Origin of the sequence: Streptococcus parasanguinis CC87K, assembly GCF_000507765.1 — a bacterium.
Taxonomy (GTDB): Bacteria; Bacillota; Bacilli; order Lactobacillales; family Streptococcaceae; genus Streptococcus; species Streptococcus parasanguinis_J.
The window spans coordinates 1-19,083 of sequence record NZ_KI669404.1; the positions used below are offsets into that span (position 1 = coordinate 1).

Here is a 19,083-nt window from a genome sequence, read left to right on the forward strand (position 1 = left end):
GCTTTAGATCGGGAAGTAGCTCAGCTTGGTAGAGTACTTGGTTTGGGACCAAGGTGTCGCAGGTTCGAATCCTGTCTTCCCGATATTATGGCGGTGTAGCTCAGCTGGCTAGAGCGTCCGGTTCATACCCGGGAGGTCGGGGGTTCGATCCCCTTCGCCGCTATATTGTTGATCTTGTTGGACCTTTAGCTCAGCTGGTTAGAGCTCTCGGCTCATAACCGAGTGGTCGTAGGTTCAAGTCCTACAAGGTCCATTGTTATATTGGAGGATTACCCAAGTCCGGCTGAAGGGAACGGTCTTGAAAACCGTCAGGCGTGTAAAAGCGTGCGTGGGTTCGAATCCCACATCCTCCTTTTTTAAAATTAACGCGGGATGGAGCAGCTCGGTAGCTCGTCGGGCTCATAACCCGAAGGTCGTAGGTTCAAATCCTGCTCCCGCAATTTGGCTCGGTAGCTCAGTTGGTAGAGCAATGGATTGAAGCTCCATGTGTCGGCGGTTCGATTCCGTCTCGCGCCATTTCTTTTATTAATAAGCGGGTGTAGTTTAGTGGTAAAACTACAGCCTTCCAAGCTGTTGTCGCGAGTTCGATTCTCGTCACCCGCTTTGAACATTAGTTCATTACCAAGTTTTTAACTTGGGCGCGTAGCTCAGGTGGTTAGAGCGCACGCCTGATAAGCGTGAGGTCGGTGGTTCGAGTCCACTCGTGCCCATTTTGGAGAATTACTCAAGAGGCTGAAGAGGACGGTTTGCTAAATCGTTAGGTCGGGTAACTGGCGCGGGGGTTCGAATCCCCCATTCTCCGTATAATTTCGAAGTTTGAGATGTCATCTCAAACTATTTTTTATATTTTTGAAGGTTTTGTCTATGTTCTTGAATCGTTTCTTAAAAGTTTTTAGTTTGGTGTTTGTTTTGACTGTTTCAGGAATTTTATTTCTATTCCCATCTGTTAGAAATGCGATTGTTTCAAATTCTTCCGATCTATTAGCTATTGTTGATAAGGCTGTATCGGTACCATTTGTTCTTGTTGAATCTAAGGCAAATGATTTAAAAAATTTATCTGAATTAAATGATGAAAACCGCTCTTTAAAGTCACGTCTTTATCAAAAGGATATTGACCAGTCAAAACTTAGTCGTTTGGAATCAGAAAATAAGGAATTGAAAGACTTGATCTCAATCAAAAATTCTGCATCTGGTTCTAAACATGTTGTTAGTGAGATTATTGACCGTAATTATAGTTCTTGGGATCAGGAATTTGTAATTGATAAAGGTAGTTTAGATGGAATTACTGATTCTATGTTTGTTCTCTCATCTGGCGGGGTCATCGGTGTAGTAGATAGTACTGAGAAAAATTCTAGTAAAGTGAAATTATTGGTTGAAGATACTATTTCTTCACAACACCTAACGTTTAAAATCGAGAGTCAAGGTCAATCTATTTTTGCTTTATTAAATGGTTATGACGAGAAGACAGGTGAGTTTCGGTTGTTGCAAATTGGAGATCCAGTTGAAATTAAAAAAGGATCTCTGGTTTCAACAAGTGGTTTAGGAAAATATAAGAGTAGTGACTTACCTCTTGGTACAGTGACTTCTACTCAAAAGGCATCTGATCAGTTAGGGCAAGAAATTCGTGTGAAACCAAAGGCTAATTTAGATGTCAATCGTTATGTACTATTGATTGGAGAGTAGTGTGAAAGTAATACGTAAGTACCATTTTTTCCCTTTAATCTTATTCTTATCTTTATTTGTTGATGGGCAGATCTCTTTTCTTATTACTCGTTTTTGTCCAAGCTCCTTTGAACCTACTTCATTTTTATTTCTATATGGTTTTATGTTACTGAGCCTCTATTTCTCGGAGGTAGCTAGTATTTGGTTGGGAATCCTCTTTGGTTTTTGTTTTGATGTGTATTTTTTACGCACTATAGGAATTGCCTTTCTAGTCTTCCCTTTGTTACAGGTTATTTTTTATCGGTGTAATCAGATTATTTTGGTCAATCGATTGACTCGTTTTTTTACATTTTTATTAACGATTCTAATATTTCAGATTTCAACCAATCTTCTTCTGATTATTTTTATTGGTATAAAATTCAACTGGATTACTCTCATTATCCATCAAATTGCGCCTAGTTTAATTTTGAATGTGCTTCTAATGATCGTATTACAGCCTTTACTTGAAAAGATTTATTTATAAACTCGAAATAAAAATGTAACAATAGCGTAATATAAATTTTCAAAAAATTTGTTATACTAGTTAGTGTCTTATTAGAAAGGGAAAATTTATCTAATGAAGAAAAAATTATTTGCCACAATCTTATTGAGTACAGTTGCTTTATCACAAGGTGCTGTTGTAGCAGGTGTATCAGCTGACTCAACAGATGATAAGATTGCTGCTCAAGATAACAAAATCAATAGTATTAATCAACAACAACAAAGTGCACAAGCTCAGGTAGATCAAATCCAAGGTCAAGTATCTGAAATTAAACAACAACAAGAAAATCTTCAAGCTGAAAATGACCGTTTGAATGAAGAATCTGAACGATTGTCAGCTGAGATCGATGAGTTGTCAAAAAATATTGTTGCTCGTCAAGAATCACTTGCAAATCAAGCACGTAGTGCTCAAACAACTGGGACTGCAACAAGCTATATTAATGCGATTGTTAGCTCTGGATCTTTGACAGAAGCTATCTCACGTATTTCTGCTATGAATGAAATTGCAGATGCTAACAACAAAATGTTGCAAGAGCAAAAACGTGATAAAGAAGACATTGCACAAAAACAAAAAGAAAACAACGACGCTATCAATACTGTTATTGCAAATAAACAGCAATTAGAAGATGATGCGCAAGCTTTGTCAACTAAAGAAGCTGAGTTGAAAGTGGCACAATTGAATTTGGCAGCTGAAAAATCATCTGCTGAAAACGAAAAGAACGCTTTGTTGCAACAAAAAGCTGAAGCTGAAAAAGCGGCAGCGGCAGCAGCGGCAGCCGAAGCAGCTTACCGTGCAAAACAAAAGGAACAACAAGCAGCTGTGAAAGCTTCTGCAAATACTACCCTTCAAGCACAAGTTCAGGCAGCAGCACAAACACCTGCTGCAACACCAGCGGCTGCACAAACTCAAGCAGCAGCTCAACCTGCTGTTCAAACTCAAGCAGCAGCAGCACCAGTAGCAACTACTTCTCGTCCAACTTATAGTACATCTGCATCATCTTATCCAGTTGGTGAATGTACTTGGGGTGCAAAAGTCTTAGCTCCATGGGCTGGCGATTACTGGGGTAACGGTGCTCAATGGGCAGCAAGTGCAGCGGCTGCTGGATTCCGTACAGGATCTCAACCACAAGTTGGTGCTATTGCATGTTGGAATGATGGTGGATATGGACACGTAGCAGTCGTCACAGCTGTTCAATCTACAACAAGCATCCAAGTTTCTGAATCTAACTATTTAGGAGTTCGTAGTATTGGAAACTACCGTGGATGGTTTAACCCAGTCAATGCTCAAGGTACTGTTACTTATATCTATCCAAACTAAAAATCATCATGAAGCGGGACAAAGGTTCTGCTTCTTTTATTTTTCAGATTTTTTCTTTTGTATTTTCCATAAATTAATATTTGAATATTTGCTTAAAAAGCGATAAAATGATTACAGGAGAAATTTGTGCTGACTGTACAATATGGTTTTTAGATTTTACTGGAGGAAATCATGTCATTTTCTGATTTAATGCTCTTTGCTTTGTCGTCAAATCAAGAATTGGCTCAACGTGTGTCTCGTGAAATGGGGCTACCGCTTGGAAAGTCAACGGTTCGTCAATTTTCTGATGGAGAAATTCAGGTTAATATTGAAGAATCAATTCGTGGGAAAGATGTTTATATTTTGCAATCCACTAGCTCACCGGTTAACGATAATCTAATGGAAATTTTGATTATGGTAGATGCGTTGAAACGGGCTAGTGCGCAATCCATTAATGTGGTGATGCCATATTACGGCTATGCTCGTCAAGACCGGAAAGCTCGAGCTCGTGAACCAATCACTTCTAAGTTGGTAGCCAATATGCTTGAGGTTGCTGGTGTTGATCGCCTCTTGACAATTGATTTGCACGCCGCTCAGATTCAAGGTTTCTTTGATATTCCTGTTGACCACTTGATGGGTGCGCCTTTGATCGCCGACTATTTTGAACGTCGTGGGATGATTGGGAAAGACTATGTTGTTGTCAGTCCAGACCATGGTGGTGTGACTCGTGCTCGAAAATTAGCTGAATTTTTGAAGACACCGATTGCGATTATTGATAAACGTCGAAGTGTCGATAAGATGAATACGAGTGAAGTGATGAATATCATTGGGAGTGTTGAAGGCAAGACTTGTATTTTGATTGATGATATGATTGATACAGCTGGTACAATCTGTCATGCTGCGGATGCCCTTGCAGAAGCAGGTGCTGTTGAAGTTTATGCGAGCTGTACTCACCCTGTATTATCAGGCCCAGCGATGGACAACATCCAAAAATCAGCCATTAAGAAGTTGGTCGTGTTGGATACGATTTATCTACCAGAAGATCGATTGATTGATAAGATTGAGCAAATTTCGATTGCGAAACTTCTTGCAGAGGCCATTGTTCGCATTCACGAAAATCGTCCGCTTTCCCCTCTGTTTGAAATCGGAAATGCCAAAAAATGTTAACAATAAGGAGGCTGGAGACCAGCCTCTTTTGTATAGGAGGAAATACAGATGGAAATTAGAAAATGGTTGGAAAATCTAAAAAAAGAAAAAAAACGGGGAAAATTGGTTCAAGCAGCTCAAAAATTAGAAAGTAAGGCAGATCCAAGTTTGCCAAAAAAGACTCTGCCCAAAAATCGTGCGGTAAAATAGGAAATGATTGGAGAGGAAAAGAAGAGGGGATTGGTTAAATTAGGGAAGTTCGGTGTATTTCATAGAGAAACGATTGAGTAAAAGTATCCAAAAACTGAATAATTCTAATAGATGAGTATAATATGTTACTAAATCGTAATTTTAGGGATCAAATAGGAAGAAATCTTAAACTTTTTTTAAAAAATTGAAGAAAAACTCTTGACATAGGGAGAATATCCTAGTATACTTATCATAGTTACGAAGTAACGAATATTTTTAAAAATAAAAAGGAGATAAAACAATGAAAAAAGTTTTATTATCATCAGTAGCAGCACTTGCTGTATTTGCAGCAGCAACACCAGTTTTCGCTAACAACCAAGGTTATGTTCATACAGGAGATCTTGACAACAACAAACCTGTTGAAGGAAAAGACTTCTTCGTAGATGACGCATCTAAAGAATTTAGCAATGAACTTACTCCAGCAGCTAAAAACGGTCTTAACAATGTTGATGCTGACTCAACTAAAGATAAAATTAAAGCAGCTGGTGAAACAGTTAAACCTAAATTGGATGAAAATGGTAAACCAATTCCAGGTGAATTCGTAGTTGAAGGTGCAGCTAAAGCTGATGCTAAAGCTGATGCTAAAACTGAAGAAAACAAAGATGCTAAAAAAGACGCTAAAGCTCCAGCAGCTGCAGGTCAAAAAGCTCTTCCAAAAACAAGCGCAGTTAAATAATTTGATTATTAATTAGCTCATAAAAATATCACTGAGTCCTTGGGCTCAGTGATATTTTTTAGAGAAAATATCTAATAGGAGAGTTTATTTTATGAAACGTTCTGCAAAAAAAACATCTTCAGGTGGGAAGATTGTTGGGCTATTTGTCGCTCTTTTAGCAGTTGTTGTGGTGGTTGCCGGATTTTTATTCTTTAATCCATTTGGTGGAAAGGCCTCTAATACGGCTAAGAAAACAAATGGTTCTTCAACCAGTGCTTCATCACAGACTGTAAAGTATGAACCTAGCCAAGAAGAAAAAGATTACCTAAAAAATCGGTTTGAACAATTGACGGCCGTAAACCCTGAAACGATTGCCTATGTTTATGCTCCTGGTACTCAGTTGGATGAGCCGGTAGTACAAACTGGTGATAATGCCACTTATTTGGATAAGACCTTTGATGGTGGCTATCAACCATATTTGGGAACAGTCTTCATGGATACTGATAACAAGAAGAATTTTAGTGACCGTTTGACCTGGCTCTTTGGCCATGCTCGTGGTAGTAAGGTTGCTGATCACCGGATGTTTAATGATGTGAATTTTTATGATAAGCAAGAATTCTTTGATCAACATCCATATGTTGTCATTGAAACACCTGAGCGTAAGTATTATTATGAAGCTATGTGCTTGGTCATTGTTCCTGAAACAACTGCTTTTTATCGTACTAGCTTTAAAGACGATAAAGACTTTACAACTCAGTTGAAGAAGGTTTATGAGGATGGTCAAACCAAGAATCCTAATATTAAGATCAAGGCATCTGATAAGTATTTAGTATTGTCAACTTGTCGTGAAGAGGATGAAACGATTCGTTCTAACCTCTACCTTCGTCAAATTCCTGATTCAGAAATGAAGGATTTTGTGGCAAAACATGCGGATCAATTGAAATATGTGGCAACACGTGGTCAAGAATAATGACTTGAAAGACTTAGCATTGCTAAGTCTTTTTTGCATGGAAGGATTTTTGAAAAGTCCTTTGGAGGTAAGCAAAAGGTGGGGACCTGGCTGTTCTTTTGCGATGGGGTACTATTTATAGTATAATGAATATAAGTGTTTTTGGAGGTGTTCTATGGACTTAACGAAACGTTTTAATAAAAATCTGAATCGGATTGAAGTATCTTTGATTCGTCAGTTCGATCAATCAATTTCTTCCATTCCTGGTGTCTTGCGTTTGACTTTAGGGGAACCGGATTTTACAACTCCTGAACATATAAAAGAAGCAGGAAAGACTGCTATTGATGCGAATTTTAGCCATTACACTGGGATGAGTGGGTTGCTGGCTTTGCGTGAGGCTGCGAGTCAGTTTGTGGCTGATAAATATGGTATTCACTACCGTCCTGAGGATGAGATATTGGTGACGATTGGTGCGACTGAAGCCTTGTCTGCCACCTTGACAGCAATCTTGGAGCCTGGTGATGTAGTGCTATTACCTGCTCCGGCTTATCCTGGTTATGAACCGATTATAAATTTGGTGGGAGCAGATGTTGTTGAAATTGATACGACAGCAGATCGTTTTGTCTTGACGCCTGAAAAGTTGGAAAAGGCGATTTTAGAGCAGGGTGAAAAATTGAAGGCTGTTATCCTTAACTATCCAGCTAATCCAACGGGTGTCACTTATTCGCGCAAACAGATGTCAGAATTGGCTGCTGTCTTGAAAAAATATGAGATTTTTGTCATCTGTGATGAAGTGTATTCAGAGCTGACTTATACAGGGGAAGCACATGTTTCCATGGCAACATTTATCCCTGAGCAGACCATTGTTATTAATGGCTTGTCTAAATCTCATGCCATGACAGGCTGGCGACTTGGCTTTATCTTTGCTCCGGCTGTATTGACAGCTCAACTCATCAAGAGTCATCAGTATTTGGTAACAGCTGCTGGAACGATGAACCAGTATGCTGCGATTGAGGCCTTGACTGCTGGTCGGGATGATGCAGAGCCGATGAAGAAGGAATATGTGAAACGTCGGGATTATATCATCGAAAAGATGTCTGCGCTTGGATTTGAGATGATTAAGCCAGATGGAGCCTTTTATATTTTTGCTAAAATCCCAGCTGGTTATAATCAAGATTCCTTTGCTTTCTTACAAGATTTTGCGCGTGAAAAAGCGGTTGCTTTCATTCCTGGTGCTGCTTTTGGACAATATGGTGAAGGTTATGTGCGCTTGTCGTATGCAGCCAGCATGGAGGTTATCAAGGAAGCTATGAAACGCTTGAAGGAGTATATGGAAGAACATGCTGGAGTCAATTGAGACCCGGGGAATTGTACTGTATAATCGGGAGTTTCGTGAGGATGACAAGCTGGTCAAAATCTTCACGGAGAAGTCAGGTAAGCGGATGTTTTTTGTGAAACATGCGGGGAAATCACGGTTGAATCCCATGTTACAACCATTGGTAACGGCGGATATGTTGCTGAAAATCAATGATGATGGGTTGAGTTATATTGATGATTTTCAAGATGTGCAGGTTTATAAGAAAATCAATGCAGATCTTTTTGCCCTTTCTTATGCGACCTATGTTTTGGCGCTTGCGGATGCCAGTATTCAGGATAATCAGGTGGATCCGGCCTTGTTTACTTTTTTGGAAAAGACCCTGTCTTTGATGGAAGAAGGCTTGGATTATGAGGTTTTGACCAATATTTTTGAGATTCAGATTCTATCGCGGTTTGGGGTTGTCTTGAATCTGCATGAATGCTGTTTCTGCCATCGGGTTGGCCTTCCTTTTGACTATTCCTTCCGGTATAGTGGGGTCCTTTGTCCGGATCATTATGATCAGGATGAGAGACGCGCTCACTGGCATCCAAATGTTCTCTATTTATTGGATCAGTTTCAAGCAGTGCGATTCAGTGAGCTAGAGACGATTTCTCTACAAGCGGAGATGAAAGCAGCTCTACGTCAGGCAATTGATCAGTTGTATGAGGAGTATGTAGGGATCCATTTAAAAGCTAAAAAGTTTATCGATTCCTTAAGTGATTGGGGAGCGATTATGAAAGATTCATCTGGAGGTGAAACATGAAAAAAATTGCAGTAGATGCAATGGGGGGCGATAATGCACCTCAAGCCTTGGTAGAAGGTGTGAATCAAGCTATTCGTGATTTTGATGATATTGAGATTGTCTTGTATGGTGATGAGGCAAAAATTAAAAACTATTTAACCGCTACAGAGCGTGTATCAATTGTTCATACGGAGGAAAAAATCGATTCAGATGATGAGCCGGCACGTGCTATTCGTCGGAAGAAACAGGCCTCTATGGTCTTGGCTGCCAAGGATGTGAAGGCTGGTGAGGTCGATGCCATGCTTTCTGCAGGGAATACAGGTGCTTTGTTGGCAGCAGGCTTCTTTATCGTTGGCCGTATCAAAGGAGTGGAACGCCCTGGATTGATGTCCACACTTCCGACAGTTGATGGTCGCGGGTATGACATGTTGGACTTAGGTGCCAATGCGGAAAATACACCAGAGCACTTGCATCAGTATGCTGTGATGGGGTCTTACTATGCGGAAAACGTTCGTGGGATTCAAAAACCACGTGTGGGTCTATTGAATAATGGGACAGAAGCTAGTAAGGGAGATCCTTTGCGCAAGGAAGCTTACCAATTGTTATCTGAGGATGCGTCGATTCATTTTGTTGGAAATGTGGAAGCGCGTGATTTGATGGATGGTGTTGCAGATGTTGTTGTGGCGGATGGTTTCACGGGAAACGCTGTTTTGAAAACGATGGAAGGAACAGCTTTTGGAATCTTGAAGCAACTGAAACAAGCGATTGCTACTGGAAACTGGAAGGCGAAACTAGGAGCTTTTCTCCTCAAGGACCGGTTGAAATCATTGAAACAAACCTTGGATTTCTCAGATGTTGGAGGAGCGGTTTTATTTGGCCTTCAAGCACCTGTTGTTAAAACGCATGGTTCGAGTGATGCAAAAGCAGTCTATAGTACCATTCGTCAGATTCGGACTATGTTAGAGACAGATGTTGTTGGAAAATCAGTGAAGGAATTATCGAAGGAAGGATAATGTATGAGTAAACAAAACGAAATTTTAGCTACAATTGAGGAATTTCTCAAAGACCGCAAGGGACCTGATTTCCAAGTTTCTTTGAAATCAGATTTGCGTAAGGATTTACAAGCCGACTCTGTTGAATTGATGGAATTTATTATCAATCTTGAGGATGAATACCAATTGGAGATTCCAGACAAGGCTATTGATGACTTTAACACGGTAGGAGATGTCGTTGACTATATCGAAAAACGAACTGCTAGTAACTAGTTTAAAAGGGATCGTTCAGAGATTGTTCTGGATGATCTTTTTTTCTGTCCTTTTCATTCGGTTTCTGCCTATATTGTACGGAAATTTATTGAAAATCCACTTTGTATGTGATAGAATGAAGGTGATAAAATACGAAAGGCGAACAAAGTCATGACCAATCAACTGATTTATACTGGAAAAGCTAAGGATATCTATACTACTGAGGACGAAAATGTGATTAAGTCGGTCTATAAGGATCAGGCAACCATGCTAAATGGGGCTCGTAAGGAGACTATTAAGGGAAAAGGTGTGCTAAATAATCAGATTTCGTCTCTTATTTTTGAAAAATTGAATGCTGCGGGAGTAGCGACGCACTTTATCGAACGTATCTCTGATACCGAACAACTCAACAAGAAAGTGAAAATCATTCCTTTGGAAGTTGTTCTTCGTAATGTTACTGCGGGTTCTTTTTCTAAACGTTTTGGCGTTGAAGAAGGTTTGGATTTGGAAACTCCAATCGTTGAATTTTACTATAAAAACGATGAGTTGGACGATCCATTCATCAATGACGAGCATGTGAAGTTTTTGGATATTGCCAATGATGAACAAATTGCTTATATTAAGGAAGAAACGCGTCGTATCAATGAATTGCTGAAAGATTGGTTTGCACAAATTGGTCTTCGTTTGATTGACTTCAAATTGGAATTTGGTTTTGATAAGGATGGCAAGATTATCTTGGCAGACGAATTCTCTCCAGATAACTGCCGCCTTTGGGATGCGGAAGGGCACCACATGGACAAGGATGTTTTCCGTAGAGATTTGGGCAGTCTAACGGATGTATATCAGGTTGTGTTGGAGAAATTACAAGGCTTGAAGTAATCTTTTTGAAACGGAAAACCTTCGTCTTTCAAGTAAAAGGACTCAGGCTGACAAGGACTACTAGACCTTTTCACTCCGTCGTGATCTTGGTAGCTTGACAGATGTTTATGAAGTTGTATTGGAAAAATTGCAAGGATTGAAGTAGCCTTTTACAAATAGAATACTTGGTCTTCACTACAATCTTTAAGTAGAAATAGATAAAGGAAATAAAATGGATAAACGTATTTTCGTTGAGAAAAAAGCTGATTTTCGTGTGAAATCGGACTCTTTAGTAAAAGAATTACAGCATAATCTTCAGTTGAAAACCTTGAAGGATCTTCGGATTGTTCAGGTTTACGATGTTTTTGGTTTGGCAGAGGACTTGTTTGCGCGTGCGGAAAAACATATCTTCTCTGAGCAGGTGACCGATACTGTTTTGGATGAAGCTGAGGTTAAGGCTGATCTTGAGAAGCATGCTTTCTTTGCCATTGAAAGTTTGCCTGGTCAATTTGACCAACGTGCGGCATCTTCACAAGAAGCTTTGCTTTTGTTGGGTAGTTCAAATGATGTAACGGTGAATACAGCACAACTCTACTTGGTTAACAAGGATATTGATACGAATGAGTTGGAAGCTGTCAAAAACTACCTCTTGAACCCAGTGGATTCTCGTTTCAAAGATATCACTCTTGACATTGCGAAACAGGATTTCTCTGAGTCTGATAAGACCATTCCAAGCTTGGATTTCTTTGAAACTTATACGGCAGAAGATTTTGCACAGTATAAGGCTGAGCAAGGATTGGCAATGGAAGTGGATGACCTTCTCTTCATTCAAGATTACTTCAAATCTATTGGACGTGTACCAACTGAGACTGAGCTTAAGGTGTTGGATACTTACTGGTCTGACCACTGCCGTCATACAACTTTCGAGACTGAGTTGAAGAATATCGACTTCTCAGCTTCTAAATTTGAAAAACAATTGCAAGCGACATATGACAAGTATATTGCCATGCGTGATGAGTTGGGGCGTACCGAAAAACCTCAAACCTTGATGGATATGGCGACTATTTTTGGCCGTTATGAGCGTGCTAATGGTCGTTTGGATGACATGGAAGTGTCTGATGAAATCAATGCCTGCTCAGTTGAAATTGAAGTGGATGTCAATGGTGTCAAAGAACCATGGCTTCTTATGTTCAAGAATGAAACGCACAACCACCCAACGGAAATCGAACCATTTGGTGGAGCGGCTACTTGTATCGGTGGTGCCATTCGTGACCCATTGTCAGGTCGTTCCTACGTTTACCAAGCCATGCGTATCTCAGGTGCTGGTGATATCACGGCTCCAATTTCAGAAACTCGCGCTGGTAAATTGCCACAACAAGTGATTTCTAAAACAGCGGCTCACGGTTATTCTTCATACGGTAACCAAATTGGTTTGGCGACAACTTATGTTCGTGAATACTTCCACCCAGGTTTTGTTGCTAAGCGTATGGAGCTAGGTGCAGTTGTCGGTGCGGCTCCTAAAGAAAATGTGGTTCGTGAAAAACCTGAAGCAGGTGATGTGATTATCTTGCTTGGTGGTAAGACTGGACGTGACGGTGTCGGTGGTGCGACAGGTTCTTCTAAAGTTCAAACGGTTGAATCTGTTGAAACAGCTGGTGCTGAGGTTCAAAAAGGGAATGCCATCGAAGAACGTAAGATTCAACGTCTTTTCCGTAATGGAGAAGTGACCCGTCTGATCAAGAAATCAAATGACTTTGGTGCCGGTGGTGTCTGTGTGGCGATCGGTGAATTGGCAGATGGTCTTGAAATTGATCTAGACAAAGTGCCATTGAAATACCAAGGTTTGAACGGTACAGAAATTGCTATCTCAGAATCTCAAGAACGGATGGCTGTAGTGGTTCGTCCAGAAGATGTAGATGCTTTCGTTGCTGAATGTAACAAAGAAAATATTGATGCTGTTGTCGTTGCAACAGTAACTGAAAAACCAAATCTTGTCATGCACTGGAATGGTGAAACCATCGTTGATTTGGAACGTCGTTTCCTTGATACAAACGGTGTACGTGTGGTTGTAGATGCTAAGGTGGTTGACAAGGATGTCAAGCTTCCAGAAGAACGTCAAACATCTGCTGAAACCCTTGAAGCGGATACTCTTGAAGTCTTGGCTGACCTGAACCATGCCAGTCAAAAAGGTTTACAAACCATCTTTGATAGCTCGGTTGGTCGTTCAACAGTCAATCACCCACTTGGTGGTCGCTACCAAATCACACCAACGGAAGCTTCTGTACAGAAATTGCCAGTCCAACATGGCGTGACAACAACTGCATCTGTTATGGCGCAAGGATTCAACCCTTATGTAGCAGAATGGTCTCCATATCATGGCGCTGCTTATGCGGTCATCGAAGCCACAGCTCGTTTGGTTGCTGCTGGTGCAAACTGGTCTAAGGCTCGTTTCTCTTATCAGGAATACTTCGAGCGTATGGATAAACGAGCAGAGCGTTTTGGTCAACCAGTCTCAGCTCTCCTTGGATCAATCGAAGCTCAGATTCAACTTGGTTTGCCATCTATCGGTGGAAAAGACTCTATGTCTGGTACCTTTGAAGAATTGACAGTACCACCAACCTTGGTTGCTTTTGGGGTAACAACTGCGGATAGCCGTAAGGTTCTTTCTCCAGAATTTAAAGCTGCTGGTGAAAATATATATTACATCCCAGGTCAAGCTTTGGCACAAGAAATTGACTTTGATCTCATCAAGTCTAACTTTGCTCAATTTGAAGCCATCCAAACTAACCACAAAGTGACAGCAACATCAGCTGTTAAATATGGTGGTGTGGTTGAAGCTCTTGCCCTTGCAACATTTGGGAACCATATCGGAGCTAATGTTGAATTAGATAATCTTGACACTAGCTTGACAGCCCAATTGGGTGGATTCGTTTTCACTTCGCCTGAAGAAATTGCAGGTGTTGCTACGATCGGAAAAACAGCAGCTGACTTTACACTTACTGTCAATGGTGTAACGCTTGATGGACATAAACTTGACAGTGCTTTCCAAGGTAAATTGGAAGAAGTTTACCCAACGGAATTTGCACAGGCAACTGAGTTGGAAGAAGTACCAGCTGTGGCATCAGATGCTGTGATCAAAGCTAAAGAAACAGTTGATACACCAGTGGTTTACATCCCAGTATTCCCAGGTACTAACTCTGAGTACGATTCAGCTAAGGCCTTTGAAAAAGAAGGTGCAAAAGTCAACTTGGTACCATTTGTCACACTGAATGAAGAAGCTATTGTCAAGTCTGTTGACACTATGGTTGACAATATCGAAAAAGCTAACATTATCTTCTTTGCAGGTGGCTTCTCAGCAGCGGATGAACCAGATGGATCCGCTAAATTCATCGTGAACATCTTGCTCAATGAAAAAGTACGTGCAGCCATTGATAGCTTCATCGAACGAGGTGGTTTGATCATCGGTATCTGTAATGGATTCCAAGCTCTTGTTAAATCAGGTCTTCTTCCATACGGTAACTTTGAAGATGCAAGTAGCACCAGTCCAACCCTCTTCTACAATGATGCCAACCAACACGTGGCTAAGATGGTTGAAACACGGATTGCCAACACCAACTCACCATGGCTTGCCGGAGTAGAAGTTGGTGACATCCATGCCATTCCAGTATCACACGGTGAAGGGAAGTTTGTCGTGACAGCTGAGGAATTCGCAGAGCTTCGTGACAATGGTCAAATCTTTACCCAATATGTTGACTTCGAAGGTAAACCAAGCATGGATTCAAAATACAATCCTAATGGATCTGTCAATGCGATTGAAGGTATCACCAGCAAGAACGGTCAAATTATTGGTAAGATGGGACACTCAGAACGTTTCGAAGACGGACTCTTCCAAAATATTCCAGGAAATAAAGATCAACATCTCTTTGCATCAGCAGTTCAATACTTTACTGGAAAATAAAAGGTATACAAAATGACATACGAAGTTAAATCTCTTAATGAAGAATGTGGTATTTTTGGGATCTGGGGACACCCAGATGCTGCAAAACTGACTTATTTCGGATTACACAGTCTTCAACACCGTGGTCAAGAAGGGGCAGGGATCCTTTCAAATGATGCGGGTCAACTAAAACGGTATCGTGACACGGGGCTTCTCTCAGAAGTATTTCGAAATCCTGCTAACTTGGATAAGTTGACGGGGACGGGAGCGATTGGCCATGTTCGCTATGCGACAGCTGGGGAAGCTTCGGTGGATAACATCCAGCCCTTCCTCTTTCGCTTTCATGATACCCAGTTTGGACTGGCTCACAACGGGAATTTGACCAATGCCAAGTCCCTCAAACGGGAGTTGGAAAATAACGGGGCGATCTTTAGCTCAACTTCTGACTCAGAAATTTTGGCCCACTTGATTCGTCGGAGCCACAACCCTTCTTTCATGGGTAAGGTGAAAGAAGCCCTGAATACGGTGAAAGGTGGATTTGCTTACCTTCTCATGCTGGAAGATAAGCTGATTGCGGCCTTGGATCCAAATGGTTTCCGTCCTCTTTCGATTGGGAAAATGGCCAATGGCGCTATCGTAGTTTCCTCTGAAACCTGTGCCTTTGAAGTGGTTGGTGCTGAGTGGATCCGCGATGTGAATCCGGGTGAAGTCGTGATCATCGATGATAACGGCATCACTTACGATAACTATACAACGGACACCCAATTGGCTGTTTGCTCAATGGAGTATATCTACTTTGCCCGCCCAGACTCCAATATCCAAGGGGTCAATGTCCATACAGCCCGTAAACGTATGGGGGCTCAATTGGCACGTGAATTCAAACATGAAGCAGATATTGTGGTCGGTGTACCTAATTCATCACTTAGCGCAGCCATGGGATTTGCGGAAGAATCTGGCCTACCAAATGAAATGGGCTTGATTAAAAACCAATATACCCAACGGACCTTTATTCAACCAACACAAGAACTACGAGAGCAAGGGGTTCGGATGAAGCTCTCTGCCGTATCCGGTGTCGTGAAAGGCAAACGGGTTGTCATGATCGATGATTCTATCGTACGTGGGACAACATCACGTCGAATTGTGAAGTTATTGAAAGAAGCAGGAGCTACAGAGGTCCACGTAGCAATCGGTAGCCCAGCCCTTGCCTACCCATGTTTCTACGGGATCGATATTCAAACACGTAAGGAATTGATTGCTGCCAATCACACAGTAGAGGAAACACGCGATATCATTGGTGCAGATAGCTTGACGTATTTGTCAATCGATGGCTTGATTGATTCTATTGGAATTGATACAGATGCTCCAAATGGCGGTCTTTGTGTGGCTTACTTTGATGGAAAATATCCAACGCCTTTGTATGACTACGAAGAACGCTATGTGGAAAGTTTGAAAGAACATACTTCTTTCTATTAAGAGCAGTGCAAAAGAAAAGGAATGAAACAAATGACAAATAAAAATGCTTATGCTCCACGTCTCACTACTGACTAAAAGCTAAAGCATTTGTCAGTAGACGCTTTGCCCTATGGGACCAAAGCTAGAGACCTGACTAGTATTTTTAGATAAAAAAATTGTTTATCAAAAAATACGTCGCACTCTTTCTCAAAAAAAGAAAAGGATTAAAAAATGACAAATAAGAATGCATACGCTCAATCTGGCGTAGACGTTGAAGCGGGTTATGAAGTTGTTGAACGGATCAAAAAACACGTTGCTCGTACGGAACGTGCGGGTGTCATGGGAGCTCTTGGTGGTTTTGGTGGCATGTTTGACCTTTCAAAAACAGGTGTCAAAGAGCCCGTTTTGATCTCAGGTACAGATGGTGTCGGTACTAAGCTGATGCTTGCCATCAAGTACGACAAACACGATACCATCGGTCAAGATTGTGTCGCTATGTGTGTTAACGATATCATCGCTGCAGGTGCGGAGCCCCTTTACTTCCTTGACTATATCGCAACTGGTAAAAATGAACCTGCTAAATTAGAGCAAGTCGTTGCTGGTGTTGCAGAAGGTTGTGTGCAGGCTGGTGCAGCCCTTATCGGTGGGGAAACAGCTGAAATGCCTGGCATGTATGGTGAAGATGACTATGATTTGGCTGGGTTTGCTGTCGGTGTTGCAGAAAAATCTCAAATCATCGACGGTTCAAAAGTAGCTAAAGGGGATGTGATTCTTGGACTTGCTTCAAGCGGAATCCACTCAAATGGTTACTCACTTGTTCGTCGTGTCTTTGCAGATTACACAGGTGAAGAAGTTCTCCCAGAATTGGAAGGGAAGAAACTTAAAGACGTTCTTTTGGAACCAACTCGTATCTACGTCAAAGCAGCTTTGCCACTCATCAAAGAAGAATTGGTGAATGGGATTGCTCACATCACAGGTGGTGGTTTCATCGAAAATGTACCACGTATGTTCTCAGATGACTTGGCTGCTGAAATTGATGAAAGCAAAGTGCCAGTTCTTCCAATTTTCAAAGCCCTTGAAAAATATGGCCAAATCAAACATGAAGAAATGTTTGAAATTTTCAACATGGGGATTGGTCTCATGCTTGCAGTGAAACCAGAAAATGTGGAACGTGTCAAAGAACTTCTTGACGAACCTGTTTATGAAATTGGTCGGATTGTGAAGAAAGATGGCGCAAGTGTGGTGATTAAATAATGGTGCTATCACCATTTTATACGGAGAAATTGTAGAAAGGAGTGTTTAGTTAGCTAGCCTAACTGAACACGGGACTCATTTTCTAGGAAAAAAGAGAAATCATTTTGTGTGCAAGCACCCAGCAATGATTTCCTATTTTTCTACGAAACTGTTCGGCTAGCCGAAACGTCCCTTTGTATCGAATATGAAAATTGCTGTTTTTGCCTCTGGCAACGGCTCAAACTTTCAGGTGATTGCGGAACAATTTCCAGTAGAATTTGTCTTTTCCGATCACCGGGATGCCTATGTCTTAGAACGTGCCAAAAACCTTGGCGTGGTGAGCCATGCCTTTGAACTCAAGGAATTTGATAATAAAGCAGCTTATGAAGAAGCTATCGTTAAACTCTTGAATGAACACCAGATTGACTTGGTTTGTTTGGCGGGTTATATGAAAATCGTTGGCCCAACCTTGCTAGCAGCTTATGAAGGCCGTATCATCAATATTCACCCGGCTTATCTCCCTGAATTCCCTGGTGCTCATGGTATTGAGGATGCTTGGAATGCAGGCGTTGCTGAGAGCGGTGTGACCATTCATTGGGTGGATTCTGGCGTTGATACTGGGAAGGTCATCAAACAAATCCGTGTGCCACGCCTTGAAGGGGATACCCTTGATACTTTTGAAACCCGCATCCACGAAACAGAGTACAAACTCTATCCAGAAGTCTTGGAACGTTTGGGAGTGGAGAGGAGATAAAATATGGATTTTAAAGAAAAGTTGAAAAACTGGGATAAAAATGTCAGTGACTATAATCCATGGAAAAATAATAAAGGTATAAGGTTGATTAATGAATTTCTTGAATGTTTAACAAAACCGAATAATGAATTTTCTTGGATTGAACCTAATAGAAAAAAATACAAACCTGCAACAAGATACATAATCCCTACACATGTTCAAGGAGATTATGAAAACGCGAATTTATATATTTGTTTGTTTAATCCTGGGGTTGCTAAGGCTGTTTGGGATTTGGATAAAATTAATTTTAATAGTTTTGTTAAATCTGCACAAAAAGAAAAGTACATTAAACGAATGTTTCAGGGTAGTGAGACATGGGAAGAAGATGATGTAATTAAGAAAATTGTGCAGAATGAGAATATAATCGATCAAGAAATTAAGATAATCTATAATAATTTTGAAAAGAGACCAAATTTTAAAGAACTAAAACAGTTTATTAATTCGGAGTGTTATTATATTAGAAAATATTATGCAGAATTATTAGGTAAAAATAGGCCTGAGAATTTATTGGTAGATAAAGCTGTTGCTTTCTTGGTAGAAAACTTAGATTGGGAAAATAAAGAAAAGTACCTAAAGTTAGATATATGTAATTTAGAATTGGTTCCTTTTGCTTCGCTGAATAAGAAAGATATTAAATTATCGGATGTCGATGAAAAATTTACGAACTTCACAGTGAGTATTATTTTGAAACGAATTTCAAATTATTTGAAGAATGGTGGAGAAAAACCAGTTTTTGTTTTTAGAAGTAGAAATGAATGGTTTGAAAGGATTAATATATTTATTAATTCAGAATTTGGAATGAAAGAGACTTTTGATATTGAAAATAGTGAATTAATAGATTATTTTTATGAGTTTTCAAGTCAAAATGCAGTTTTATCAAGAAATAATATTCTAAAAGCTAGACGAAAGATAAGAGAAGATGAATTTAACTCAGATTTCCTAAGTCTATTCAAATAAGTAAGGAGAACA

Annotated in this window: 17 protein-coding genes and 9 tRNA genes; all 26 read left to right on the plus strand. The window is 40.5% G+C overall.

The window, feature by feature from the left end:
* Window positions 1-9: 9 nt before the first annotated feature.
* Window positions 10-83, plus strand: a tRNA-Pro gene (locus HMPREF1195_RS09230).
* 6 nt (window positions 84-89) lie between these two features.
* Window positions 90-163 (plus strand) — tRNA-Met (locus HMPREF1195_RS09235).
* A gap of 16 nt (window positions 164-179) precedes the next feature.
* Window positions 180-253, plus strand: a tRNA-Ile gene (locus HMPREF1195_RS09240).
* A gap of 10 nt (window positions 254-263) precedes the next feature.
* A tRNA-Ser gene (locus HMPREF1195_RS09245) sits at window positions 264-353 on the plus strand.
* Window positions 354-366: 13 nt separating this feature from the next.
* Window positions 367-440: transfer RNA gene (locus HMPREF1195_RS09250), tRNA-Met, on the plus strand.
* Between the two features lie 3 nt (window positions 441-443).
* Window positions 444-516, plus strand: a tRNA-Phe gene (locus HMPREF1195_RS09255).
* Between the two features lie 16 nt (window positions 517-532).
* A tRNA-Gly gene (locus HMPREF1195_RS09260) sits at window positions 533-603 on the plus strand.
* A gap of 33 nt (window positions 604-636) precedes the next feature.
* A tRNA-Ile gene (locus HMPREF1195_RS09265) sits at window positions 637-710 on the plus strand.
* 4 nt (window positions 711-714) lie between these two features.
* A tRNA-Ser gene (locus tag HMPREF1195_RS09270) sits at window positions 715-802 on the plus strand.
* Window positions 803-864: 62 nt separating this feature from the next.
* On the plus strand, window positions 865-1,683 hold the full coding sequence (gene mreC, locus HMPREF1195_RS09275; RefSeq protein WP_023920014.1) for a rod shape-determining protein MreC: 819 nt from the start codon (window positions 865-867) through the stop codon (window positions 1,681-1,683).
* A gap of 1 nt (window position 1,684) precedes the next feature.
* On the plus strand, window positions 1,685-2,185 hold the full coding sequence (gene mreD / locus HMPREF1195_RS09280) for a rod shape-determining protein MreD (RefSeq protein ID WP_023920015.1): 501 nt from the start codon (window positions 1,685-1,687) through the stop codon (window positions 2,183-2,185).
* Window positions 2,186-2,278: 93 nt separating this feature from the next.
* The gene (gene pcsB / locus HMPREF1195_RS09285; protein ID WP_023920016.1) at window positions 2,279-3,520 is read left to right on the plus strand and encodes a peptidoglycan hydrolase PcsB; all 1,242 of its coding nucleotides are present in this window, start codon (window positions 2,279-2,281) and stop codon (window positions 3,518-3,520) included.
* A gap of 171 nt (window positions 3,521-3,691) precedes the next feature.
* Window positions 3,692-4,666: a ribose-phosphate diphosphokinase gene (locus tag HMPREF1195_RS09290; RefSeq protein ID WP_021154183.1), complete on the plus strand. Its 975-nt coding sequence runs from the start codon at window positions 3,692-3,694 to the stop codon at window positions 4,664-4,666.
* Window positions 4,667-4,714: 48 nt separating this feature from the next.
* Window positions 4,715-4,855 (plus strand): hypothetical protein, encoded by a 141-nt coding sequence (locus HMPREF1195_RS11250; protein WP_023920017.1) that lies wholly within the window; start codon window positions 4,715-4,717, stop codon window positions 4,853-4,855.
* A gap of 280 nt (window positions 4,856-5,135) precedes the next feature.
* Window positions 5,136-5,570, plus strand: a complete 435-nt coding sequence (locus HMPREF1195_RS09295; protein ID WP_023920018.1) for an LPKTxAVK-anchored surface protein — start codon at window positions 5,136-5,138, stop codon at window positions 5,568-5,570.
* A 91-nt stretch (window positions 5,571-5,661) separates the two neighbouring features.
* Window positions 5,662-6,519, plus strand: coding sequence for a class B sortase, LPKTxAVK-specific (srtB, locus tag HMPREF1195_RS09300; protein ID WP_023920020.1), 858 nt, complete (start codon window positions 5,662-5,664; stop codon window positions 6,517-6,519).
* A gap of 154 nt (window positions 6,520-6,673) precedes the next feature.
* Window positions 6,674-7,855 (plus strand): pyridoxal phosphate-dependent aminotransferase, encoded by a 1,182-nt coding sequence (locus HMPREF1195_RS09305; RefSeq protein WP_023920021.1) that lies wholly within the window; start codon window positions 6,674-6,676, stop codon window positions 7,853-7,855.
* A complete protein-coding gene (recO, locus tag HMPREF1195_RS09310) occupies window positions 7,839-8,618 on the plus strand; it encodes a DNA repair protein RecO (protein WP_023920022.1) in 780 nt (259 codons plus the stop codon). The genes HMPREF1195_RS09305 and recO overlap by 17 nt, the downstream gene beginning before the upstream one ends.
* Window positions 8,615-9,610, plus strand: coding sequence for a phosphate acyltransferase PlsX (gene plsX, locus HMPREF1195_RS09315; protein ID WP_023920023.1), 996 nt, complete (start codon window positions 8,615-8,617; stop codon window positions 9,608-9,610). Before recO ends, plsX begins: the two co-directional genes overlap by 4 nt.
* Window positions 9,611-9,613: 3 nt before the next feature.
* Window positions 9,614-9,862 carry a phosphopantetheine-binding protein gene (locus tag HMPREF1195_RS09320; protein WP_023920024.1) on the plus strand — a complete coding sequence of 83 codons (249 nt, stop codon included), beginning with the start codon at window positions 9,614-9,616 and terminating at the stop codon, window positions 9,860-9,862.
* A gap of 150 nt (window positions 9,863-10,012) precedes the next feature.
* Window positions 10,013-10,720, plus strand: a complete 708-nt coding sequence (purC, locus tag HMPREF1195_RS09325; RefSeq protein WP_023920025.1) for a phosphoribosylaminoimidazolesuccinocarboxamide synthase — start codon at window positions 10,013-10,015, stop codon at window positions 10,718-10,720.
* A gap of 211 nt (window positions 10,721-10,931) precedes the next feature.
* Entirely contained in the window at window positions 10,932-14,657 is a 3,726-nt protein-coding gene (locus HMPREF1195_RS09330; RefSeq protein ID WP_023920026.1) for a phosphoribosylformylglycinamidine synthase, read from the plus strand.
* A 12-nt stretch (window positions 14,658-14,669) separates the two neighbouring features.
* A complete protein-coding gene (purF, locus tag HMPREF1195_RS09335) occupies window positions 14,670-16,109 on the plus strand; it encodes an amidophosphoribosyltransferase (RefSeq protein WP_003009289.1) in 1,440 nt (479 codons plus the stop codon).
* A gap of 210 nt (window positions 16,110-16,319) precedes the next feature.
* Window positions 16,320-17,342: a phosphoribosylformylglycinamidine cyclo-ligase gene (gene purM / locus HMPREF1195_RS09340; protein ID WP_023920029.1), complete on the plus strand. Its 1,023-nt coding sequence runs from the start codon at window positions 16,320-16,322 to the stop codon at window positions 17,340-17,342.
* A gap of 184 nt (window positions 17,343-17,526) precedes the next feature.
* Window positions 17,527-18,075: a phosphoribosylglycinamide formyltransferase gene (gene purN / locus HMPREF1195_RS09345; RefSeq protein ID WP_023920031.1), complete on the plus strand. Its 549-nt coding sequence runs from the start codon at window positions 17,527-17,529 to the stop codon at window positions 18,073-18,075.
* 3 nt (window positions 18,076-18,078) lie between these two features.
* Window positions 18,079-19,071 carry a hypothetical protein gene (locus tag HMPREF1195_RS09350; RefSeq protein WP_023920033.1) on the plus strand — a complete coding sequence of 331 codons (993 nt, stop codon included), beginning with the start codon at window positions 18,079-18,081 and terminating at the stop codon, window positions 19,069-19,071.
* The last annotated feature ends 12 nt before the right edge of the window (window positions 19,072-19,083 follow it).

What these genes read in the sequence shown, in the direction of transcription:
- purF (WP_003009289.1), top strand. Translation starts at nt 14,670, where the DNA reads ATGACATACGAAGTTAAATCTCTTAATGAAGAATGTGGTATTTTTGGG.
- purM (WP_023920029.1), top strand. Translation starts at nt 16,320, where the DNA reads ATGACAAATAAGAATGCATACGCTCAATCTGGCGTAGACGTTGAAGCG.
- HMPREF1195_RS11250 (WP_023920017.1), top strand. Translation starts at nt 4,715, where the DNA reads ATGGAAATTAGAAAATGGTTGGAAAATCTAAAAAAAGAAAAAAAACGG.
- pcsB (WP_023920016.1), top strand. Translation starts at nt 2,279, where the DNA reads ATGAAGAAAAAATTATTTGCCACAATCTTATTGAGTACAGTTGCTTTA.
- srtB (WP_023920020.1), top strand. Translation starts at nt 5,662, where the DNA reads ATGAAACGTTCTGCAAAAAAAACATCTTCAGGTGGGAAGATTGTTGGG.
- HMPREF1195_RS09350 (WP_023920033.1), top strand. Translation starts at nt 18,079, where the DNA reads ATGGATTTTAAAGAAAAGTTGAAAAACTGGGATAAAAATGTCAGTGAC.
- HMPREF1195_RS09320 (WP_023920024.1), top strand. Translation starts at nt 9,614, where the DNA reads ATGAGTAAACAAAACGAAATTTTAGCTACAATTGAGGAATTTCTCAAA.
- HMPREF1195_RS09290 (WP_021154183.1), top strand. Translation starts at nt 3,692, where the DNA reads ATGTCATTTTCTGATTTAATGCTCTTTGCTTTGTCGTCAAATCAAGAA.
- plsX (WP_023920023.1), top strand. Translation starts at nt 8,615, where the DNA reads ATGAAAAAAATTGCAGTAGATGCAATGGGGGGCGATAATGCACCTCAA.
- HMPREF1195_RS09295 (WP_023920018.1), top strand. Translation starts at nt 5,136, where the DNA reads ATGAAAAAAGTTTTATTATCATCAGTAGCAGCACTTGCTGTATTTGCA.
- purC (WP_023920025.1), top strand. Translation starts at nt 10,013, where the DNA reads ATGACCAATCAACTGATTTATACTGGAAAAGCTAAGGATATCTATACT.
- HMPREF1195_RS09305 (WP_023920021.1), top strand. Translation starts at nt 6,674, where the DNA reads ATGGACTTAACGAAACGTTTTAATAAAAATCTGAATCGGATTGAAGTA.
- purN (WP_023920031.1), top strand. Translation starts at nt 17,527, where the DNA reads ATGAAAATTGCTGTTTTTGCCTCTGGCAACGGCTCAAACTTTCAGGTG.
- mreC (WP_023920014.1), top strand. Translation starts at nt 865, where the DNA reads ATGTTCTTGAATCGTTTCTTAAAAGTTTTTAGTTTGGTGTTTGTTTTG.
- HMPREF1195_RS09330 (WP_023920026.1), top strand. Translation starts at nt 10,932, where the DNA reads ATGGATAAACGTATTTTCGTTGAGAAAAAAGCTGATTTTCGTGTGAAA.
- recO (WP_023920022.1), top strand. Translation starts at nt 7,839, where the DNA reads ATGCTGGAGTCAATTGAGACCCGGGGAATTGTACTGTATAATCGGGAG.